The sequence below is a fragment of the Psychromonas sp. L1A2 genome (assembly GCF_009828855.1).
Lineage (GTDB): Bacteria > Pseudomonadota > Gammaproteobacteria > Enterobacterales > Psychromonadaceae > Psychromonas.
In genome coordinates this window covers 627,908-650,842 of record NZ_WUAG01000002.1, presented here as the reverse complement: position 1 = coordinate 650,842, position 22,935 = coordinate 627,908, and the positions used below count along the sequence as shown (strand labels likewise).

The 22,935-nt window shown below is 33.3% G+C and carries 17 protein-coding genes; 12 read left to right on the top strand and 5 right to left on the bottom strand.

Translation table 11 applies throughout. The features are described from left to right. Positions 1–519 precede the first annotated feature (519 nt). Both GQR59_RS13290 and GQR59_RS13285 read left to right on the top strand, forming a co-directional pair. Positions 520–2,106 (top strand): YHYH protein, encoded by a 1,587-nt coding sequence (locus tag GQR59_RS13290; RefSeq protein ID WP_236546763.1) that lies wholly within the window; start codon positions 520–522, stop codon positions 2,104–2,106. A 104-nt stretch (positions 2,107–2,210) separates the two neighbouring features. Continuing rightward, positions 2,211–2,726, top strand: coding sequence for a hypothetical protein (locus GQR59_RS13285; RefSeq protein WP_160063468.1), 516 nt, complete (start codon positions 2,211–2,213; stop codon positions 2,724–2,726). Between the two features lie 493 nt (positions 2,727–3,219). Here the strand turns inward: GQR59_RS13285 and GQR59_RS13280 are convergent, their stop codons facing one another. Continuing rightward, a complete protein-coding gene (locus GQR59_RS13280; protein ID WP_160063466.1) occupies positions 3,220–3,720 on the bottom strand; it encodes an OmpA family protein in 501 nt (166 codons plus the stop codon). A 122-nt stretch (positions 3,721–3,842) separates the two neighbouring features. Between GQR59_RS13280 and GQR59_RS13275 the strand changes: the two genes are divergently transcribed. Next, entirely contained in the window at positions 3,843–5,330 is a 1,488-nt protein-coding gene (locus tag GQR59_RS13275; RefSeq protein WP_160063464.1) for a peptidoglycan-binding domain-containing protein, read from the top strand. A gap of 637 nt (positions 5,331–5,967) precedes the next feature. Here GQR59_RS13275 and GQR59_RS13270 read toward each other — a convergent pair. Next, the gene (locus tag GQR59_RS13270) at positions 5,968–7,464 is read right to left on the bottom strand and encodes a GGDEF domain-containing protein (protein WP_160063462.1); all 1,497 of its coding nucleotides are present in this window, start codon (positions 7,462–7,464) and stop codon (positions 5,968–5,970) included. 1,027 nt (positions 7,465–8,491) lie between these two features. Here GQR59_RS13270 and GQR59_RS13265 point away from each other — a divergent pair. The 9 genes from GQR59_RS13265 to GQR59_RS13225 all read left to right on the top strand — a co-directional run bounded on the left by GQR59_RS13265 (position 8,492) and on the right by GQR59_RS13225 (position 19,024). Then, positions 8,492–9,175 carry a PEP-CTERM sorting domain-containing protein gene (locus GQR59_RS13265; protein ID WP_160063460.1) on the top strand — a complete coding sequence of 228 codons (684 nt, stop codon included), beginning with the start codon at positions 8,492–8,494 and terminating at the stop codon, positions 9,173–9,175. A gap of 670 nt (positions 9,176–9,845) precedes the next feature. Continuing rightward, positions 9,846–10,880: a methionine ABC transporter ATP-binding protein MetN gene (gene metN / locus GQR59_RS13260; RefSeq protein WP_160063458.1), complete on the top strand. Its 1,035-nt coding sequence runs from the start codon at positions 9,846–9,848 to the stop codon at positions 10,878–10,880. Continuing rightward, the gene (locus GQR59_RS13255; RefSeq protein ID WP_160063456.1) at positions 10,870–11,556 is read left to right on the top strand and encodes a methionine ABC transporter permease; all 687 of its coding nucleotides are present in this window, start codon (positions 10,870–10,872) and stop codon (positions 11,554–11,556) included. Before metN ends, GQR59_RS13255 begins: the two co-directional genes overlap by 11 nt. Positions 11,557–11,693: 137 nt before the next feature. Continuing rightward, entirely contained in the window at positions 11,694–12,512 is an 819-nt protein-coding gene (locus GQR59_RS13250; protein WP_160063454.1) for a MetQ/NlpA family lipoprotein, read from the top strand. A gap of 473 nt (positions 12,513–12,985) precedes the next feature. Beyond that, complete coding sequence (locus GQR59_RS13245; RefSeq protein ID WP_160063452.1) at positions 12,986–14,197, top strand: hypothetical protein; 1,212 nt, start codon at positions 12,986–12,988, stop codon at positions 14,195–14,197. 130 nt (positions 14,198–14,327) lie between these two features. Further along, a complete protein-coding gene (locus GQR59_RS13240; protein WP_160063450.1) occupies positions 14,328–14,798 on the top strand; it encodes a nuclear transport factor 2 family protein in 471 nt (156 codons plus the stop codon). Positions 14,799–15,270: 472 nt separating this feature from the next. Then, positions 15,271–16,107, top strand: coding sequence for a mechanosensitive ion channel family protein (locus GQR59_RS13235; RefSeq protein ID WP_160063448.1), 837 nt, complete (start codon positions 15,271–15,273; stop codon positions 16,105–16,107). A 340-nt stretch (positions 16,108–16,447) separates the two neighbouring features. Continuing rightward, positions 16,448–17,269: an AraC family transcriptional regulator gene (locus tag GQR59_RS13230; protein ID WP_160063446.1), complete on the top strand. Its 822-nt coding sequence runs from the start codon at positions 16,448–16,450 to the stop codon at positions 17,267–17,269. Positions 17,270–17,848: 579 nt separating this feature from the next. Next, entirely contained in the window at positions 17,849–19,024 is a 1,176-nt protein-coding gene (locus GQR59_RS13225; protein ID WP_160063444.1) for a hypothetical protein, read from the top strand. Between the two features lie 375 nt (positions 19,025–19,399). Here the strand turns inward: GQR59_RS13225 and GQR59_RS13220 are convergent, their stop codons facing one another. From GQR59_RS13220 to GQR59_RS13210, 3 genes are all read right to left on the bottom strand, one after another. Continuing rightward, positions 19,400–20,350 (bottom strand): 5'-nucleotidase, encoded by a 951-nt coding sequence (locus GQR59_RS13220; protein WP_160063442.1) that lies wholly within the window; start codon positions 20,348–20,350, stop codon positions 19,400–19,402. Between the two features lie 380 nt (positions 20,351–20,730). After that, complete coding sequence (locus GQR59_RS13215) at positions 20,731–22,050, bottom strand: hypothetical protein (protein WP_160063440.1); 1,320 nt, start codon at positions 22,048–22,050, stop codon at positions 20,731–20,733. Between the two features lie 297 nt (positions 22,051–22,347). Next, positions 22,348–22,929 carry a sigma-70 family RNA polymerase sigma factor gene (locus GQR59_RS13210; RefSeq protein WP_160063438.1) on the bottom strand — a complete coding sequence of 194 codons (582 nt, stop codon included), beginning with the start codon at positions 22,927–22,929 and terminating at the stop codon, positions 22,348–22,350. Between the last annotated feature and the right edge of the window lie 6 nt (positions 22,930–22,935).

Genomic DNA, 22,935 nt, shown 5'->3' with positions numbered 1-22,935 from the left:
TAGAACGCTCTTATTTTTGGCGTAAATTTGGCGTAAACCACCTTAAACTTAAATAAACCGTAAACAACTTAAATCAATTAAAACAAATGGTTAGCTTCTCTGCATTGCTGTAAAAAATTGAATTATCAGGATTAAAAATCCGTTTCCGAGAGGAGTGACGGTTCAAGTCCGCCCTCGGGCACCATATTTGAAAATAAAGTCCCGATGCTTTTAAAGTCCCGGGACTTTATTGTTTGTAGAGTTTAACTCTCTGTCTTTGTTTTCTTAAACTTATTCTAATCCATGCTTTCATTACAAATGAAAAACACCCTAAACTCTTCGAATATAATCTCTCAATAGATTGAAATATAAAGTTTTTGCTCATCATCATTAGTTTTATATTTTTCATTTTAAAATGGAAGTGGGGTAAGACTTAGTTTTAATTAATATAATCTCATCTACATAATTGCCACACATTTAATCATTATTCTAGCTAAAGTTAATTATCTTATATGTCATGTTAATTTATTGGAGTTTTAAATGATGCAAAATTCACAGGTCTTTTTATTGGTTGGAGCATGCTCGTTTATACTAAGTGCTTGTGATGTTAGTCATCAAGGTTCGTTACTAAAATCGAATGAAAATAGTTTTGTATTAACTAGTTCTGTAATGAACGACGGAGGCCATTTACCGAATACATATACCTGTGACGGTGAAGGCATTAGTCCTCCTCTTAGTTGGTACGGTGCGCCACAAGGAACGAAGTATTATGCATTAATGATGTATCACAACGCACTAGATGGCGTGCATTCATATTGGAATATGTTCAATATTGATGCAAGTAACGTGCAAGTTGAAAGTGATCAAGTACTTGGTGAAATGGGCTCTAATAATTTAAATGATTTAAACGAATACAGTCCGCCTTGTTCTCAAGGGCCTGGGTATAAAAACTATACTTATACGATTTATGCTTTATCTGATGCGGTTACTTTAAATACTCAAAGTAAAATTGATCGGAATACGCTTTTATCTGCGATACAAAATATTACCTTAGGTTCTGCTGAAATGAACGTGAGTTATGCTCGTATAAATGAAAAAAATAACTTGAATAAAGATGTAGAACAGTTCTCTAGCAAAGAGGCATCTCCACAAAAACTACCCCTAAATAATTCTCAAACAAGCGTTTTAACATCTAATGTTAGTGCTATCAGATGTGACGTTATCAAAGATTCTATTAATGAAGCTGAGTTTGAAAAAGAAGTTTCTGTTACTTGTGACGATGATTATGCTTATGTCACTTCTTCTACTTATCCTGAGCATGAATTAATGAATGGCATTACGGGTACTAATGAACAAGTACCTGTACCTGCAGAAGGTTATGCGGCACCTGTAAAATTAAATCCTAAAAAAGCCAAAGACATTACTACCATTGATGCAGCAGTAGGCGTCGCTGTAAATGGTGTGCCTATATATGATTATTCAGCACAGGGAGAATTAGATGTAAGTGAATATGATGCAAAACACGATACTTTAGCCCTTGGTCAATTGGATAATTGTGGAGGACACTCAGGTCGTGGTGATGACTACCACTATCATGTTTCACCTACTTGTATGATCGATACGATGAAAAACCAAACAAGTAGTGCAATTATTGGTTGGGCATATGATGGTTATCCATTGTATGGCGATAAAAATCCGGATGGCAGCGATATTAAACAAGGTGAGTTAGATGTCTGTAATGGGCAAACTGATGAAATCTTTGGCTATCGTTATCAAACATCATCAACGGCACCTTACATTATTCAATGTTTAGTTGGGGAAGTTGATACCAGTAAATTACCAAGAGTTGCCCCTTTGAGTGGCGATACACAAAAAATAAGAGCGGATCTTAAGCCTCCGGCTGGTGGCGTTGAAAACCTAAAATATACTACATTGGAAGATGGCAGCCGAACGATGACTTATTCATATCAAGGGGAAGATTACTTTACGACTTATAGTCCATCAGTTAAGAGTGAACATTGTTACGACTTTAAACAAAAAACAATCAGTAATGGAGGGAAAGTTCAGGCGGGGACATTCTGTAGGGATTCTCAATTAAGTAACCATCAACCTGTTGTTATAAATTAAAATAACATATTCAAAAGTTCTTCTAATAATTATTAGAGGAATGATTATTTAATTTTCAAAATAACTACTGAATATTTACCTTTGTAATGATGTAAGGGATTAATATGTACCTATTAAAAGATTTTAAATTTGCTTGTTTAGTATTTTTACTCGTTTGCGGAATGACAGTGTTCAGTGCTCCAATCAAGGCGCATGTTTTAAATGAAACAAGTGCTCAAGTCATTTTAAGAGACGGACAAGTTGAAGTGAAAATTATTACCGATATGAACTATTTAGTCTCTAGATTACAAAATAATCAAGCTTGGTTAATGGGGGATATTGAGAAGGTAATGCCTGAAAACTTAAGTGAAAACGAGCAACAAAGTGTGATTAAAAAAACACTTAAGCAAGGCACTCATTTAATGCTCAACAATCAGATTATTAATTTTGAGAGAGTTAGTTTGACCAATGATAGCGACACACATAGTGTTGAAATTATTCTTCAAGCAAACCATCAATTTAAGGAAATTGTTAATATTTCTGTTTCATTCGATAAAAGTTTAGGCGTTGTACATGCTAGCTTTGTGAAACCTCGTTATCGTTTAGTTGGATTAGGCGAGCGTGCCGAGGTCTCTTTTTAAATACTAATGATGCCAATCACACTAATTAACTGATCTATTTTACTTGTTAAAATAGCCCTCTTCCTCGGTGTAAATTTCGTAACGGGAACCGTCATTTTCACCTTGAATTGAACTATTTTTCCTACACAAAATTTAGAATATATTACTTAATAACATATTACTTAATAACACATTACTTAATAACACATTACTTAATATAATCGGTATTAAATAGAGTTAAGCTTATAGCCATTAGTTGTTATCTTTTGAGTGTTTTTGATTGAGTATTAGCTTTTTTAATAAAAAAGAGAGGTAGTTATTTGATGTGAGCTGTCTGGCATTTATAGCAATAAATATTAGATAAGTAGTTTTAATTTATTTTCGGAAGTTATGACAGGAAAATTGTGATGACTGAGAGGGGTTGTAAAAAGTGTTATACAAAATATTTTTCGTAAAATGTATAACACTAGTGTTTATTAAGCTTTTAAAATCAAGGATTAAAAGCTTAACTTAATTATTGTTCTTTATATTTGATACTAGCAATTCGAGTTTTTTCTGATGATGTATATTCAGATAACTCAGCAGCGCTGTTAAATACTTCAGCGATTACTCGTCTATTTTTCTGAGCACCGATTTCAGTATTATTATCGTATAATGGTGAGCTTTCACCAAACCCGATAGCTTTAACCTGAGAAGGTTTAACGCCTAATTTAATTAATTCAGCTCTTACTTTAATTGCTCTATCAGAAGACAGTTTAGCATTGTAAGTTGCCGTAGCATATTTGCTTGTATGACCTTCGATTACTGCATAAAGATCAGTGTCTTTAATAAATTTTGCAAATTCAGTTATTTCTTTTCTCTCATCGGCTGTCATGTATACAGTAGAATCATTTTTGAATTCAACATTCAAATTTGGAACCATAATACAGTCGCCAGTGCTTTCTTCAGCGTATAAATTACCAGCTAAAGCTAGGCTAAGGATCGAAGATGTGAATAGTACTTTAAGTGTTTTCAAATTAAACTCCATTTATAATTTTATAACATAGATGAACTATATCACGAAGATGGAATTAAATAGCTAATTAAAAGTTATTTTTGTGATAAAATACTCTGTATATTCAACGAAAGGGAAAAACAATGAAAAATAACTTTAAAATGTCGGCTATCGCAGCAACGGTTCTGCTTACTGTAACAGGGTGTTCAGTAACAGATTCTTCAAATGAAGCTTTAACGATGAAAAATCAAGAGATTCAAAAACTAAATGAAGAGCTGCAAGCAAAAAACACTAAAATTGCATCACTAAGTTCAATGACTACTCCTGGAGCTACTGACCAATTTGCTGTTGGTAATTCTTTAATTCCACCTAATGCTAAAGCTGGCGAATGTTATGCAAAAGTATTAGTGCCTGCGGAATACAGAACAGATCCAGTTCAACGTTTATTAAAAGAAGCACAATCTCAAATTGTTGTTACTCCTGCTACTTATAAAGTAGTTGAGAAAAAAGTAACAATTAGAGAAGCAAGCTCTAAACTAGTTCCTGTTGCTGCTACATACAAGCCAGCTAGCGAACGTATTATGGTTGAGCCTGAAAAAACTGAATTAGTACCTGTTCCTGCAGTTTACAAAACAGTTACTGAAAGTGTTATGGTTGAGCCTGAAAAAACTGCGTTAGTTGCAGTTCCTGCGGTTTACAAAACTGTCACTGAAAGCATTATGGTTGAGCCTGAGAAAACAGCATTAGTAACAATGCCTGCTACTTACAAAACAACTAGTGAACGTATTATGGTTGAGCCTGAAAAGACTGAACTTGTTACCGTTCCAGCTACTTATAAAACTATTTCTAAGCAGGTACTAGTATCTCCTGCTCATACAGAATGGAAAAAAGGTCGCGGCGAAATTGAAAAAGTTGATAACTCAACTGGTGAGATTATGTGTCTAGTCGATGTGCCTGCTGTTTACAAAACGGTAACAACAACGGTATTAGATAAAGAAGCTTATACAAAAGAAGTTAAAACACCTGCTGTTTACAAAACTGTTAAAACAAGAGCATTAGATAATGCACCAACTTCAAAAGCGGTTATTACTCCTGCTGTTTACAAAACAGTGACTAAGCAAGAGCTTGTGTCTGCAGCTACAACAAAAGAAGTTAAAACACCTGCTATTTTCGAAACAATTACGAAAAAAGAATTAGTGACTGCTGCTACTACTAGAGAAGTTAAAATTCCTGCTGTATACAAAACGGTAACCAGCAACGTATTGGCAACAGCTGCTTCAACTCAAGAAGTTAAAATTCCAGCAATATGTAAAATGGTTAAAACTCGTGTTTTAGATATTCCTGCTAAAGAAACAAAAACAACTACTCCAGCTGTATATGAAACTTATGATACAACGGTAAAAACTGCTGAGTCATACTTAAAATGGCAGGAAATTCTGTGTGAAACTAACACAACAGAAGATGTTGTTTCTAAATTACAAAGAGAGCTAAAAAGTAGAGATTACAACATTACTAATATTGATGGTGTTTACGGTGCAGAAACTCGTGCTGCTGTAAATGCATACCAAAAAGATGAGAAGTTAAATCAAGGTGCTCTAACATTAAAAACGTTAGAAACACTAGGTTTATAATCACTGCTTTATCTTTTGATTAAATAACTATTCATACCTACTTCCATATCGGAAGTAGGTATTTAATTTTCTCCTTCCTAATACACTTCAAATTTACTAAATTACCTGCCGATAACTACATATATAAAAGCTGATTTACAAAGTTATTCTGTTTTTATTACTCATAATAAATTTAAATGGTCATTTCTTTAATTCTGATGTGGATAGATATCTCTCTATTTAGCAGTTTTAAGTCACTTTTTATTACTTTGGACTTTCCTAAATAGAAACCAGTATTAATCAATTTCAATTCTTCTAATTTAAATCCATCTGTAAAATAGAAATACTGATTGTATTGATAAATCTAAATGTGAACTTAAAGGTAGTGGGCTGTTTTAACCAGTAAAATAGATAAGCTATTTATTGTGATTGGTATTATTAGACTCATTTTATAGCGCTAGCAATCTTAAATATGAAATAAAAAATACGAGTGTATTCCGTAGAAAGTAGTTTATTAAAAAGAGAATGATTGACGTTTAATGATTGATCATGAATTTTTATTATATAGCTTAAATTTCGTATTAGCCCCTTTATTGAGCCCCCCATACTTATAGAGGGTTGTAATAGAAGTCTCTCTAACTTGTCGTTAAAAATGGCCTTAGATTGTTATATTGTCATTGTGTTTATACTTTTTATTATGCGATTCAAGCTGTTTAATAAAGCTTAGTAGATTCTTCAACATTGTATAATCATTATTCTTAATATTGATTTTTTGTAATGAATCTAACAGTTCGATATGGTCAATACGTTGTTTTTTACTTAAATTTGAATGTATTTTTTTACTGGCGGCGACTTCGTCTTTAAAATACGATGATACCATTTGAATTAATTGCGGGAAGCCACTCGCTATATCTATTTGTTTATCGAGTAATGAATAAAGTAGGTTATCTATCTCCTGTCGATCACTCGCTGTTTCAGTGATACCTATTTTCGCTAGATTATATTTGTAAGGACTTAAGTTTTCTGAGAAAACAATGCTGTAGTGCATACGTTTTTTAGCTTGATACATTGCTGCATCAGCGGCTTTAATTTCTGACTCTGCATCTTTTGCATCGGGCGTTAAGATATGAACACCGATGCTACAGTCAATTTGTAACTTAAACCCATCTATATCGATGTCTTCTTTCATTAAATTTTGTACTCGTTGTGCAAGTTTATAAGCACATTGATAAGCAGTGGTTTGGTTTTGACCTGTATTTTTAATTAGGATAGCAAATTCATCACCGCCTATTCTAGCAATGACTTCTTCATCTCGTAATGAGGCGTTTAATCTCGAACCAAACTCTACTAGTACTTTATCACCAATATTGTGCCCATATTTATCATTTACTGGCTTGAATCCATCTAAGTCAATATACAATAAGGCTCCGTAATGTTTACCGTGAGATAATGAAGGTAATAGTCGTTTAAACTTCTCATCAAACATTCTACGGTTAAATAAGCCAGTTAACGTATCTGTAGTTGATTCTGTTATTAATTTTTTTTGTGCTTCTTCTGCGAAACTTAATAAGAAAAAAATACCAGAAATAACTGAAAAAACAGGCCAGATAATTTGAGTCGGAGCCATTGTAATACTGAATGCTTCTGGTGACATTTCTAATAGAATAGACCGAGTAATGATCATTGCTATCATAATGAAATAGCTATATACAATGACCATATCAGAAGGATTTCTATCTGCTTTCTTTTTTAAAAATAGATAGCCGCATAAAGAAAATGCGATAGGTATAAATATACTTGAAGTGTGTAATAACCCACTTATGTTGTCATTTAAAATAAAGTAACTTTGCGCAATAATATTAGTTAAAAACAAACAGATAATTAACCGCCATGGGGTATCTACTTTGCAGCGTTTAAAGCTGAAAACAGTGATCCCCCATATAAACATGGAAGATAATATTGCAGATAATATTTTGATTGAAAGGGTTAATTCTAAAAAGTATAAAAACCAGCTTATAGCGAATACATAAAATGAACCCACTAAAAATTGTGTTGATTTAGTATTTTCTTCGGTGTTTTTAATGCGTGTTCCGGCAAATGCTAAAACAAGGTTAATTAATGCAATGGTCAGATAGTAGGTTTGATCGGAAGACATAAGCGTTTATCCAAATAAATTTGATAGCTCAATTGTTTGTTCGTTAATTAAACTATTAACGTGCATGTGTTTGAGTTTTAGTTAAGGCCCTATAAGTTAAAAAATTGTGCTCATACATTTATACTTTATCTATATCCTACTACTACATTTTGAGAAAGTTTACTTGCGTTCCATCTCTGTATGATACTAACTACAATAATTTATATTTGATTGATATTCAAACCGTTCGTAGATTTTTATTATTTAATTTTCTTTGTTGAGATGTAAAGCTAATTGTGGGGTACTAAAGAATGAATTAAAATCAACTAAGGCCATATTTTAAGCTGTTTAGGCCCAATGTGAGGGTATAGCTAGTTTGTCACATGATTTGTTTTTAATTATTAATAAAAGAATTTTTAATATGTTTTCTATTTTATAATCTGGTTTTATTTTTATATCTGTATGGCTATTAGTTGAGTCTTTTCATTAAGAATATTTGGTCTTTTTTGATATATTTCCTAGGTCGAACAGCATAAGTTAGAGAGAGGAGGTATTACTATTTGTTGTTCGAATTACATACATTTTTCGATATAAATTTACCCATCATAAGTTTTCCTCGTTTCTCAAATACGCTTTCCTCGTGTGCCGATATCTTTTATATAAATATCCAGAATGACTAAGCACTTTCCCATTGCAATAAACAGCTAATGACTTTTTTTGGGCTAATTATTTTTACTTTTAGTCGCGAATAATCGAACGGTTTATTTCTTTAATCGTTTAATATTTGTATTTTGGGTTTTATGTCAATTATTTTTAAAAATTTAAATACTACTTTAGGAGTGATTTTTTTCTGTTGTTTAGATGATCTTTAACTTAAAACTTAATTATTTGTAGGTAATTGATGAATTTTAAGTCAAATCATACTTTATGAGTATATTAAGTTGATATGACAATATATTCGCTTACAATATAACCAGTTATAAATGAGATTTCATGGAGATTCTTTCTAATAGTAGGAAAGAAAGTGAAGGTAATAAAGGATATACAAATGAGAAAAGTTTTTTCAAAATTAACGGCTGTTACAGTTTTGCTGTCTGCAAGTTGTGTTTTCAATGTAGCTAACGCTAGTTTAATCTTCTCTGAAGATTTTAGTGGTGGTAGCTCAGCATTACAAAATTCAACGGATGTAACTTGGGCTGATACAAGCGGCGGAGGTTTCGAAGTTTACACTTTTGCAAGTGCTGGACCTCGTGGAATGAGCGGTACTTATGATCATGATAACGATGCCTCAACTGCACAAGTAAATATTCCTGGTGCAATTGAAGTAAACGATGATATAGGTAATGAAACGTTGACAGCTTCGTTCACTTTAGATTCTGTTATTGAAGCTGGTCAAGAAGCAGTATTAAGCTTCTTTGCTGGTGCTCGTAATAATGCGATCGGTGCAACAGTTGAAATTTTAAACCTAACGCAAGATACTTCACTATCTGGTTTATTTGAACCTACTGCGACTACAATTGAATGGACTTTTAATAGTTTTTCTTTTGATTCTGCAGCAGCAAGTATTGGTGATGTTTTACAAATCACTTGGTTAGGCGGTGGTACTAGTTCTGCAACAGGTTTAGAAGTCGCTGATGTGAACTTTTCTGTTGTTGATGTCCCTGCACCTGCAACAACTGCAATTCTTGCACTTGGTTTAGCTGGTTTAGGTTTCCGTCGTTTCAAGAAGTAATGTGATTTGAGCTTAACGCTTTTTATCTAACTACTATTGCAAATGACTATTGAAGCACTATACAAATCGTATGGTGCTTTTTTTTGTGTTTTAGTTATTCACTTTATTATCTAACCCCAGTTCTGGATAAGCAAAGCGATATAAAACCGCTATTTCCGTGGCTTTCTGCGTTAAATTATTTCTTAATAACCCGTTATTGCTTGAATAATTCACCTTGAACTACGCAACACTAACGGCACTGCATACTAAAAAATAGTACCTTATGATTCTAAATGTAATTCTGCTTTCATTAACCAGACCTAAATTCGCATAATAAGTGCAATTTCTGAGAAAGGTGGTCAGCTGTTAAAATAGTTTTCTTTTAAAACTTCATTATCAAAGCTTTATACTTTTTCAAAGCTAAATACTTTATTTTTTATTTCTTTGCTTATTTTTTAGTTTTATCAAATTAAATAAGATAATCCTATTAACAAGAAATAATTTAAATCGTTTACTTCTTAATCTAATCTTTTTTCCTCTTAATACTTAAAATTAATATATCTTTATTTCAATATAATCATCAATTGCTTTAGACGTCTAGATGGCTTATTATGCACGAGTAATTACGATGGAGAACACTAATTTACTGTGGTGTTTGAAACGTAAGCAATATTTAATTTCAGGAAATCTGATGATAGAAATAAAAAATGTAAACAAAGTATTTTATCAGGGCGATAAAGTGATTAATGCACTTTCTGATATTAATCTGACTATAGCGCAAGGTAGTATTTTTGGCGTAATCGGCTCTTCTGGTGCAGGTAAAAGTACGTTGATACGCTGTGTTAACTTATTAGAGCGCCCGACGAGTGGAGAAGTCATTGTTGATGGTATCGACTTAACTCAATTATCTGAACAAGAGTTAACACAGACTCGTCGTAAAATTGGCATGATCTTTCAACACTTCAACTTATTATCTTCTCGTACTGTTTTTAATAATATTGCATTACCGTTAGAGCTTGCAGGTGAATCAAAAAGTAAGATAAAAAGCAAAGTAGAAGGGTTGTTAGCGTTAGTTGGGTTAGCTGATAAACGTGATGTGTACCCAGCAAATTTAAGTGGTGGTCAAAAGCAACGTGTCGCTATCGCTCGTGCTTTAGCTTCAGATCCTAAAGTGTTGTTATGTGATGAAGCAACTAGCGCGTTAGATCCTGCAACGACTATATCCATCCTAGAGCTATTACGTAAAATTAATAAAGAGTTAAATTTAACGATTTTATTGATCACGCATGAAATGGCCGTGGTAAAAGGTATTTGCCAAGAAGTGGCGATTATTGGTGATGGTAAATTAGTTGAGAATGGTTCTGTAGGTGGCATCTTTGCACATCCTAAAACAGATCTTGCACGTGAATTTATTCGTTCAACGTTAGATCTGTCTATTCCTGGTGATTATAAAGAACGTTTACAAGCAACACGTATTGAAAATAGTTTTCCATTGATACGCTTAGAGTTTACAGGTGCTTCTGTTGATGCGCCGGTAATAAGCCATGTTGCACGAGAATTCAATATTGATATCAGTATATTAAGTTCAAATATGGATTATGTAGGTGGGGTTAAATTTGGTCTTATGCTAGCGGAATTCATTGGTTCAGAAGCATGTGCAGATAAAGCAATCCAATACTTAAAAGAACAAAAAATTGAACTAGAGGTGCTAGGCTATGTCATTTAATGCAGTAACTATGTGGTGGGCGGAAAATACTCGCTTAATTGAGCTCTTAGTAGACTCTTTATGGGAAACATTAGTGATGGTGTTTACCTCTGGCTTTATTGGTTTTGCGGTGGGCATTCCTCTAGGAGTGTTGTTACACCTGAGTAAAAAGAATGGCTTATTAGAAAATACGTTTTTAAATAAAGTACTTGGAGTAGTGGTTAATATTGGCCGTTCAATTCCTTTCATTATTTTATTGGTGGCATTGATTCCAGTAACACGTTTTATTGTGGGATCATCAATTGGCACCGCAGCTGCCATTGTGCCATTAACTATTGGTGCAATTCCTTTTATTGCTCGCCTTGTAGAAGGGGCTTTATTGGAAGTGCCAAGTGGTTTAGTAGAAGCTGCACAAGCAATGGGTGCAAAACCAATTCAAATTATTAATAAGGTGCTATTACCAGAAGCCTTACCCGGCATTATTAACGCAGTAACGATTACTTTAGTTACCTTAGTTGGCTACTCTGCAATGGCTGGTACTGTTGGTGGTGGTGGGCTTGGTGATGTTGGTATTCGTTATGGTTATCAACGTTTCGACGCAACAGTAATGATGATAACAATCGTTATTTTGGTGATAATGGTACAAATGATTCAATCACTTGGTGATTACCTTGTTAAACGTGTCGATCATCGTTAAATTTTTAAGCTGTGATTCAGCCTTTAACGTCTCATTTCAGTCGTTAAATATTCTCAATTAAGAAAAATTAAGAAAAATTAAGTTTTAAAGTGTCATTTTAAAATGACATTTAATAATTACATTAAAAAGGAAAGTTTATGAGCTTCAATATCAAAAAAGTACTAGCCGTTTTAGGTCTTGCATCAACATTCGCATTAGTGGGTTGTTGTGAAAAAGAAGTTGCTGTCGTTGATAACACTAAAGTAACTATTGGCGTAATTGCTGGTGCTGAAGCACAAGTAGCTGAGATAGCGGCTAAAGTTGCAAAAGAAAAATATGGATTAGAGGTTTCATTAGTGACTTTTTCTGATTACATCACGCCCAATGCTGCATTAGACGAAGGTTCGATTGATGCAAATGCATTCCAACACAAGCCTTACTTAGATCAACAAATTACTGACCGTGGTTACAAGTTTGCAGTGGCAGGGAACACATTAGTTTACCCAATTGCTGGTTACTCAAGCAAAATAACATCATTAGACGAATTAAAAGATGGCGATCAAATTGCAGTACCGAGTGACCCAACTAACCTAGGTCGTTCTTTAATCTTATTAGAGAAGCAAGGTTTATTAACGCTTAAAGAAGGGGCTGGTTTACAAGCAACAGTATTAGATATTGTTAGCAGCGAGAAAAACTTAAAAATTATTGAGCTAGAAGCGGCACAATTACCTCGCTCATTAGAGGATGTAAGCCTTGCTATCATCAACACAACCTATGCAAGTTCTATCGACCTTTCTCCTGAGCATGATGGTTTGTTTGTTGAAAACAAAGAGTCTCCATACGTTAACTTAATTGTTGCTCGTGAAGATAATGTTAAGTCTGAAAACGTACAAAACTTTGTTAAAGCATACCAGTCTGATGAAGTGTACCAAGCTGCACTTGAAATATTTAAAGGTGGCGCTGTTAAAGGTTGGTAATCCATTCTTTATAGTTCAATGCTAAGTTAACTAAAAAGGTATTAAGCTGAGCTTGATACCTTTTTTTATATCTGTTGAAAAGTAATACCACTCTAAGTAATTAGCCAGTCATTTATGCTTGTTCAAATGAATCCTAGCTTCGTTGTTGATTTTGTAATGAGAATACTAGTTATACCAAAAGAATTAATAAGGTGATCATTCTTGCTGGTTAAAATCACCCCTAACTGCGTTGTGAGTTTTGAAGTGAGAACAACTATCTCCTACAACTCACGCCTTATTAGTATTAATTTTTCCTGCGCAATCTATGATCACTTATTTAATTCCATTGGTATTACTGCAATCAGCGCCTTGCTAATAAAGCATCGGTATAAATAGTGAGATGATTTTAGTATTATCTTTATCCATCTTTATCATATTAATCCATTCTATTTATTTTTTTCGAAATTAATAGCGTCTTTAAAGGAATTTACGAAATGAAAAGAATCATTCCTCTTATCTGTTTAACAGTGATTTCAATGTCGGCTCAAGCTGATTGGAAGGACTCTTTATCAACAGGTTGGAACTCAGTTAAAAATAGCAGTTCAGAACTTTATACTGATCTCACTGGAGAAGGTGACGTAGTAACGCAAGAATTATTAACCTTGTCAGCCGCTAGACAAAAGTCGATATCGTCATGGGACAAAATGGAAGATCGATTCTCTGATATTATTGAAGTGAAAGGAGAGAAGAACTTAGCCCCAGAAAGTGCTTTTTTTAAAAAGGATAAAGCAGGATATCAAGAAGATATCGATGCGTTGTTAGGTGATGTTTACAGTATTTTAAATGATGATATCGTACAAGATGCCAGTAATAGTATTGCACAAATTGACTCAACTATTTTAGAGCTTCAAGAAAAAGCTTCTCAACAAAAATCAAAGTCGGTCATTTTAATTGGTGAAGACAAGCAAGACGCAGTACAAAAGCAACAAGACTATGAAGATGATATTACTGCATACCAACAAAATCGTGAAAAGATGATTGAAGTAGTACAAAATCGCCTTAATAAGTTTGGTACAGAGCTTTCATTTGAACAAGTTGAAGCGTTATTAGTACGAGTAAATGCTAATGATATTCTAGCCATGACAACTATTTTCCCGGTGATTAGTGAAATCGCTTCTTCATTTGCTAAGATCACAGCGACTTCCGGCGAAGATCTTAATAACGCTAAAAAATATTACAGTATGTATGTGGTGTTGTTGGAGCTGCAACTTTATATTCAAGAACGCTATATTACTGATTTAAAATATAAATATATTCCACGTATTGATGAGTTGCAGAACAAGCAAAACAGTCTAATTAAAACAACTAAAAATGAGATACGTAAAGCATCTTCAAAACACAAGAAGTCTTACTCTTTAAATTTAAAGAGTCAGAATACAACCTTGCAAGCCATTAAATTATATAAAGTGAGTATGCAACAAGATTTAAGTAGTATGTCTAAGGCTCACAGCCTGTTAGTGGAAGATTATACTTTAGCTGTTAATACCTTAAATACTGTTACTATGTCTTCTCAAGTAAGTAACCTTATTACTGATAGCAGTGAGTTATTTGATAAAATAATGGCATTACAAGCACCTGAATTAGTGCCATTTAATAATCTTCAGATGCAAAAAGAATTCTCTGCTTTGACTCAGAAAATTAAATAAAGGTAAACGGATAACATTATTTATTGTTACTGGTTAATCTACCTTGTAAATAGGTAATATCTTGTTAATGTTTAATGATCCGCTTTACTGAACGTTCAATTAAAATATAAAACTATTAGGAAGCATACTGATGAAAACAGCACGCCCACCTTTACCACCCTTTAGTTCCGCTACTGCAACATTAAAAGTAAGATCCGCTGAAAATGGTTGGAATAATAAAAATCCTGAAGCCGTTTCTCTCGCTTATAGCCCAGATAGTGAATGGCGAAATCGTTCTAATTTCATTAATGGTCGAGCTGAGATCGTTGATTTCTTGACTAATAAGTGGCAAAACGAATTAGATTACAAGTTAGTGAAAGAGCTTTGGGCTTTTACTGAAAACCGCATCGCAGTGAGATTTGCTTATGAATACCGTAATGTTGAAAATCAATGGTTTCGTGCTTATGGTAATGAAAATTGGGAATTCGATGAGCTAGGGTTAATGCAAAAACGCTTTGCGTGTATTAATGATTTAGCTATCGATGAAAAAGATCGATTGTTTACGTGGGAAGGGAATAGTAGACCAGATGATTTTCCAAGCTTATCTGACTTAGGCTTGTAAACTTCGCTTTTTATTTAAGGTTTACAGCACTTTTTTTGTTAGCTAAGCCTTACTTAAACCGTCTTTATATTTTTAATCGAAGTCATTTTTTTTAAAAGTACTATTTGCTTAAAAGCACTTACCTACTTAAAAGCCAGTGAATAACTATATGCTTGTATTTATAACTTCCTTGAGTTTGGTTATTTTGAACTCTATTAATAAACTAAATCATAGAGCTTAATCATCGACCTTAATAATATTTTTAGGCTGCCACTTCTTAACATTTGTTAATGATAAGAATCAACTATTCATGTTTAACGCTAATATAAAACCTTCCTGCCAGTCTTTCTTGTTGAAAAATAATACAGTTCTTTAGAATAAAAGTGATCTTCCCCTGAGAAAGAGTGCATCTAAATAGGTACTTTATATTAGCCCTTATATAATACAAAATATGGTATGAGCCATAAATTTGATCATTATAAAAGGAAGTTAAATGAGTACTCTAGATGTCTCAACGACACAGATCGAAAAATTATCAACAAAAGCGTATGAATTGGGAATTGAATACGCACCTAAATTAGCGCTAGCAATAGTGACATTATTAATTGGTTTATGGGTCATTAGTATGATTTGTAAAGTGATTCGATTATCAATGGAACATTCCAAAGTAGACCCTACCTTAATTCCCTTCATGACTAGCTTGGCTTCATGGGTATTGAAAGTCTTACTATTTATTTCGGTGGCTTCAATGATAGGTATTGCAACAACGTCGTTTGTAGCAGTATTAGGTGCTGCAGGTTTAGCAATAGGTTTAGCACTGCAAGGCAGTTTGGCTAATTTTGCTGGTGGTGTGCTTATTATGGTATTTAAACCATATAAAGTAGGTGACTTAATAGAGTCTCAAGGGCATTTAGGTGTTGTTAAAGAGGTACAAATTTTTAATACTATTTTAATTGCTCCGCAATCCAAGCGCGTTATTATTCCTAACGGTGCAACATCTAATGATTCAATCACTAACTATACAGTTGAAGGAAAGATTCGTGTAGATTTGACCATTGGTGTTTCATATGATGCAGACATTGATCAAACCAAAGCAGTGTTAATGGATGTATTACTTGCAAACGATAAAGTAATGCAAACTCCAGCTCCTTTTGTCGGCGTATTAGAGATGGGTGATAGCTCTGTTAATTTCGCAGTTAGACCACATTGTGATCCCAAAGATTATTGGGATGTTTTCTTTAGTGTTAATGAAGAACTGAAGAAAGCGCTTGATAGAAATGCGATTAGCATTCCTTTCCCACAACGCGATGTGCATTTAATTCAGGCTTAAAAATATTATAAATATAAAAGTTATAATGATGGTGGCATGTTACTGGTAATGCTTTCATATATGATGTTTTGAGCTAATTATTGCTTTATAAAAAGGCGCTAATACCTAGGTATTAGCGCCTTTTTTATCATTTTTATTTTGGATAGTCTTTATCGAAAGTGACTGTTTTTTTATTACTTGGTTGTTATTATTTTTATTGAACAGCCTTTTAATAAAGCGGTCTAAAGTCAGAACTCATCCTTGACTTGGTTGATAATATAAGACTTTCAATATTTCAAAATGGATGACATAGTCCTTATCTTGAACCCAATCGTCCAAATTAGTCATAAAGAGAGCTCAGATGGATCAACTTTCAATAATTTTGAAACGATTTTCGATGAATACGGAAGTCTTTTTTAGTGGTAACTTATGCGGTATCAGTCATTTCGATAAACAACCGAATCAAGGTCATTTACACCTTTTACAGAGTGGCGAATTAACATTAATTGACGAGCAGGGCGTATCACAGGTATTTAATGAGCCTACCGTATTATTTGTACCTTTGCCACATACTCATCGTATTGTTGGTAGTGATGATAATCCGCCGAAATTGGTCTGCGCTAATGTGATGTACGATGAAACGACCTCTAACCCTATTGCCGAAGCCCTACCTAGCTTACTTTCTTTTAATTTCAATGATTGTCCAAAAATAAAGCAAACGTCATTATTACTCTTTGAAGAAGCTTTTAATGATCGATGCGGTCGAACGCCCATGATCAACTCCTTAACTGATATTTTTATCATTTATATTTTGAGACACGTTTTAAGTAACAACATCATGGAACATGGTTTATTGGCAGGATTGTCTCATCCCCAGTTATCTAAGGTGATATTGGCGATTCAAGATGCGCCAGAACAAGCTTGGAATTTAGAAGATATGGCGGAAATTACATTGATGTCACGTTCTAAGTTTTCAGAGTTGTTTAAACGCATTGTTGGACAAAGCCCTGGTGACTATGTGATTGATTGGCGTATTGTTGTTGCTAAAAGTCTATTAAAACAAAAAAAATCTGTTGCGTTAGTAGCGAATGCCGTTGGATATGAGAATGGCTCTGCCTTAGCAAGAATTTTCCGAAAAAAACTAGGTATTTCACCTAAAGAATGGTTGGAATTAAATAATTAATAGTGTTAATTATCTATACCCGTTACGGTTCAAAGTGTTTTATTCAGTCGCTAGTTTAGACTCCAAATCAAAGCGTGACATGATGACAATCTAGTTCTGAGCGAAGGTGGTAACGCAGAGTTGGTTTCAAGCTAATGACTCAGAGGGCAAGCGGTGAAGTGAATACCAGTGTTGTTCCAATGCATTGATTTAACCGGTTAGATCTTCCTTTTTCAGCCTAGTATCTGTTCACTTCACTGCTTGTTGAATGCTGCTCTTTGAATAATAACGGGTATCGATAAAAGTACTTAACGGAAAAATTAATTACTACTTATATGTTTGAGATCCTACATAGTAAATTGAATATGATAGTTATTTTTTATTAACAAGGCTTTACAGGGGCTTTTTAATATTCTACTTTGAATATAGGTCTACTTTGAGTATAGTTTTACTTTTATATAATGTAATATATTGTGAAATAAGTGTTGTAGTGTAGGCAACCTTTTTTATAGCGCGTTAAAGTTCATATGGACATTAATTTAGAATACTTCTGCTTAATTATTTAACCCTGTTAGGCAGCTCATTTATAATGGAGAAAAAGTGAGATACTGTAAGCTTACAATTGGTTTGTTATTTTCATTTGCAGCTAACCTATCTGCTTTAGAGTTGGTTACGCCGTCTGAAGAGTCTGCCATAGAGCAAATAAATCAAGAATATGACATTAATAGTCTATTGATATCCTCTAATAATAAACTAGGCCGCTATAACAAAAATGAATTTGAATATAGAGCGTTAGGTTTAGAGATTGAAAATAGTAAAAATAATTATCAGAAAAGCCTTAACGTGCTAAGTGAAAAAGTGGTTGCAAAAGATAATGTAGAACAATTCTTTAAAGACTTAGAAGCGCTTGTTTTAAAAATAGATGCTCTGGAAAAAGATTATGAAAATAAAGGTCTTGAGTTAAAAGAAGAACATAAATCTATTTTAAATGATGGCCAAAAACTGAAAGATACACGTATAAAAAGAAGTACTGAATTAGCTGCGTTAAAACAAAAAGTGGTAGGACGTTTAACGTCTGAACTAGCCGATCCAAAAAGTGTGAAAAATGTTTCACTAAGTGGCACTGCGGTTTGTACTAAATTTCAATCTATTAATGAATGTTTGAATGAAAATGAAAGTCAGATCATCAAAAACGCTAAGCAATCAGATGACTTTTTAAATGAACGGAGTGTTTTACTGTCATATAAAATAGTTGATGCGAGTCAAAATTTGGACGGTGAATTGTCTTATCGTGCTGCTATTTCATTTAAACCATCTTACAATTCTAAAATTGAATCTATTTTAAATGAAAAATTTGGGCTTAAATCTGCGGTCTTAACTTTAAAAAGTAATGTCAAAGTAGAGTGGTACATTGATGGTAATAAAGTCGGCAGTGGCAAAGAAATTACACATGAAGTCTCACTGGGGCGACATGGTATATTGGCTTCTTATAACTCTATTGGTCAATCAACTATTGAGATGATTGAAAGTAATGGTGAGTTTTTCTATACTTTTTCAGAAAAAACTAAAAAAAACCAAGCCAATAAAACAGTCTCGACACAAAATCAAATAGCTAAAACTAACTACCCTAATGTGTCAATCACAGCACCGCATAGTAAAACTAATAAACCTGTTATCAAATTGAAACCAAGTGATACTCCTGCAAGTAAAAAAGAGAAAGGTTATTTATATTACATCGGACTTGAGCCGAAAGATGAATTACAAGAAACTTTTTAATCGAGTTATATGATTGAAAGTAAGTGATTATTAAAAAGTAACGTCAATGTGATGTTACTTTTTTTTTATCAATTGGTAGCTAAATAATAAATGACTTACTTTCACTTTGAATCCATTGAAAGACCTCAACAGATATCTTTATCTAATGGAGGTGAGTATATAGAAACATATACACAAAGTAGTTATGATATCTGGAAATAGTCGTTTTTTTGTAGATGAGTATTAGTGCCAAAGTAAATTATAAAATGATCATTATATTTATAATAGATTAAGTTATTAAAACTTGGCCATTATTCTTAAATAGCTTCCACAAGTAGAAGTGTATTAATCACCTTTTTGATTACTGCTATGGCGATGACCAAGTTGTTTAATAACTTATTCCGTTGGTTCCACAATATTCTTAATACCAAAAGGAATGTGTACGGAAGGAGCAACTTTACTGGTTGAACTTAAATGTCCTGACTGGTCATCGAAAAAGATATGTGGCTTTAATACGCCTAATACCAATCCTTTATCAACACCGCCTAAGAAGAAAGCATCATTTGCCATGACTCCCCATTTTTTTAACGTGTTTAATGCACGCTCATGAGAGGGGGCATTTCTCGCCGTAACAATAGACACGCGTAATCTATTTTTATATTGAGTATCTATTTTCTTTTTATTTTCTTCTCGTAGTTGAATAGCTGATATTTTAACTAAAAATTCTTTTAATGGCCCTGGTGTATGGGGTTGCAATATATTCTTGGTTTCATGATTGTGAAATTGTTTTAAATCATTGGTGTTATGCATCACCGTTTCAGATTCGTCATCAGCTAGTACGCCATCAAAGTCAAAGGCAAGTCTTAAATCATCATCGTCTTCTTCATCAATAATGGTTGAACTTAAAACATGGCCAGCAGGGTAGCCACGTTTAATTGCTTCTCTCACATCTGATAAGTTGCCTGAAAGAAAAAGTGAAATGCTCAAGGCTGGGATATATTCATAAGGTGATTTACCTTGCATGAAAATCGCTCTAGAGATTTGTAAATGATGATGCTCTATCGACTTCATTACACGAAGCCCAGTATCAGGGTCATTGCGAGACAATAAGACCACTTCAACTAAAGGATCTTCACTTGGATCATCACTTAAATCATTTAACGAAAGTAATCGTTTAATAAAAGAGAAAGCAACGCCTTTGTTAAGTGGCTTTTTAATGTTTTTAGCTTGGTATTTTCTATACTCAGCTTCACCTTTGCTTTTAAATACTTGATCTGATTCTGTTAGGTCAAATACCGCACTCGAGGCAACACCAATGACTAAACGTTTTCCTAATTCATAGGACATATTTTTATCTCTTATATTATTGAATACGATGTTACTTTAATATTCTTCTTTGTTATTAATGCTAAATAATACTTTAAAATTAAATACTCGCTTATGAATATTGCTTTAATCAACATTATTCGATTGTAAAGTATGCTAAAAATATAAATGGCTTAATGACGTTTTTTATAAGAAGGATAATTTTGATATTAAGTGATATTGAAATAAAAATCTTCTGATAATTCTCTTATACTCTAAAATTATTAAAAAATTTTGTAATAGTAAGATCACATAAATATGGTGGCTTCACTAAAGGTAAAAAAGCCACTATAAAGTGGCTAAAATGGGTAAAGAGATCGTAATAAAAATGTAGTGTTATTTTATTGATTAATAGTTAAATACTATTTACTCAATAATAACCATTGGCTAATAATATTTGTTGCTAAGTTTTCATCTTTAACAGCGATTAAAGTTAAAAGACGATTATCATCTACACTCTTAATGAGTGTTATATTGTCATCTGCAAAGTATGGTGAAAGTATTAAGTCAGCTTCACCTTGAGTACTTAAATCAAGTGTTAATAATCCATTGTCTAAAGACCAGTTTATTTCTTGTGTTTGACCTTCTTCTAACATTATTGCTGTTGACTCTGAAAAGCTGATTTTAACGAGAGATGGGTCTGGTATTTTACTGTCTGCAGAGTCATCAAAAACAAAATAGAATGTTTCGCCAATTAGATCATCTTTAGTCCAAGTGCTTATTTCATCAGTCTGTTTGTACATTACACTTAAATCTTGTTCTGCTAAAGGGACAGCTAATGATAATTCATTACTGACATAAATAAATTGATCCGTTTCCTCGTCGGAATTAATTGATATAGTTAACTGATTTCCGTCTATTTTATAATTGAATATCTCACTGCCAAAGTAGATTACTCCATCAGAAAAAGTAACTTGATTTGTACCTTCTTCCTTAAAGTAACTAGTGTTAAGACTAAACTGAGTTAATTCGTTACCTTCTAGAAAGTCAGATAATGAGGATATTAAGGATTTGTGTGTCGTTTCACCTTCATCATTTATAAAAATATTGTATGAATCTAAATCTACGCCATTATTAATTAATTCAGATTCAATATAGTCATTGATTTCAGTTGCTTGTGACATCAATTCAGCAACATCATTTTCTTCTTGCTGCGTTGATAATTGGATTGCTAATGCGCGAGCTAATGCATGTACTTGTGCTTTTTGTGATGCGTTTGAAGCAACATAATCACCACTTAATAATACTTCATCAAGCCCTAAGTTATCAGCAATATCAGCTATTGATTGACTGGTGTCTAATACATCTATAGTCGTGTAAGGAGTAATTACATTTGGAGTCTCTGTGGAAATGTTCGCCATCATTTGATAAGTTTGGCCAATAAAGCCAACGCTATCTTTATCACTTGTTTGTCCTGCTGTTGCTGTTACAACAATTTTTCCTGCAGTAAAATTTTCAGGAATAACAATAATTCCGTCATTATCAGTTTGTCCAATATCGGTACAGTCTGTCGTATCTTGTTCAATAATACATACATCTGCGTTCACTAAATAACCATCGATTACACGGTATTCTGTCCCAGAGTTTGAATTCGCTGTATTATCATTACTATCAGATGAAGACCCGCCACATGCAGAAAGCAAACTAATAATACTAAGGGAAAGTAACGTTTTTTTCATCATTCTATTATTCCTTTATAGAGTTATACGCAAAACAGTTAATCAAAATTTTATTAACTGTTTTGCTGAAGATGAATAAAAATGTACGTTTAAATACCACTTAATAATAGGTACGGGAAAATCATAAAAAACCACAATTTATTATTTTATAAAAATAATAACATCGACATTTCTATTTTTTATACGATTAAAGTGAATCGTTTAGTAGTGGTTAGCAGTATAGAGGAGGTTTAGTACGTAAATACAGAGAAGCAGCATCTCGTGTTATTTTATATAAACGTTAGTTATAGCCAAGCCATTCTACATTTGTAACCTAATCCAAGCTTTTGCAAATCTTAAATCATTTTCTACAGTGCGTATCGATACACTTAATAACCTTGCAATTTCCTTGTTAGAGCGCTGTGCATAATACCTTAGCTCTACAGCTTCAGCTTGTCGTGGATATTGTTTTTCTAATGCATCAATATTTAACGATAAAGACGAAAGCTCATAAGACTCATCAATACATTTCGCTTGCTGTGAAATTGCTCTGGGCGACATTAAGCTTGTGCGTTCAGGATTTCTCGATTTTGTTTCAACTAATTTTCTATGATGATCAATAAATGTGTTTCTTACAGTCGCATTAAGATAACTATAAAACTCCCTGAGAGTTGTAATTGGCAATCTAGATTCAGCTTTATTCAAACGTTCATAAACATCGTGTGCTAAATCCGTTGCAGATTGCGAACACATAGCCGTGTTTGCATTTTCAGGCATGTTTTCACGATGCTTTAAAGCGAGTTCCTTTATTCGATGGTAAGTCATTCCCATTAGAATTTGCGTTGCAACAGCTTCTTTATTTTGCCAACCTTTTATCAATTTAATTAATTCACTTTCTTCCATGGCTTT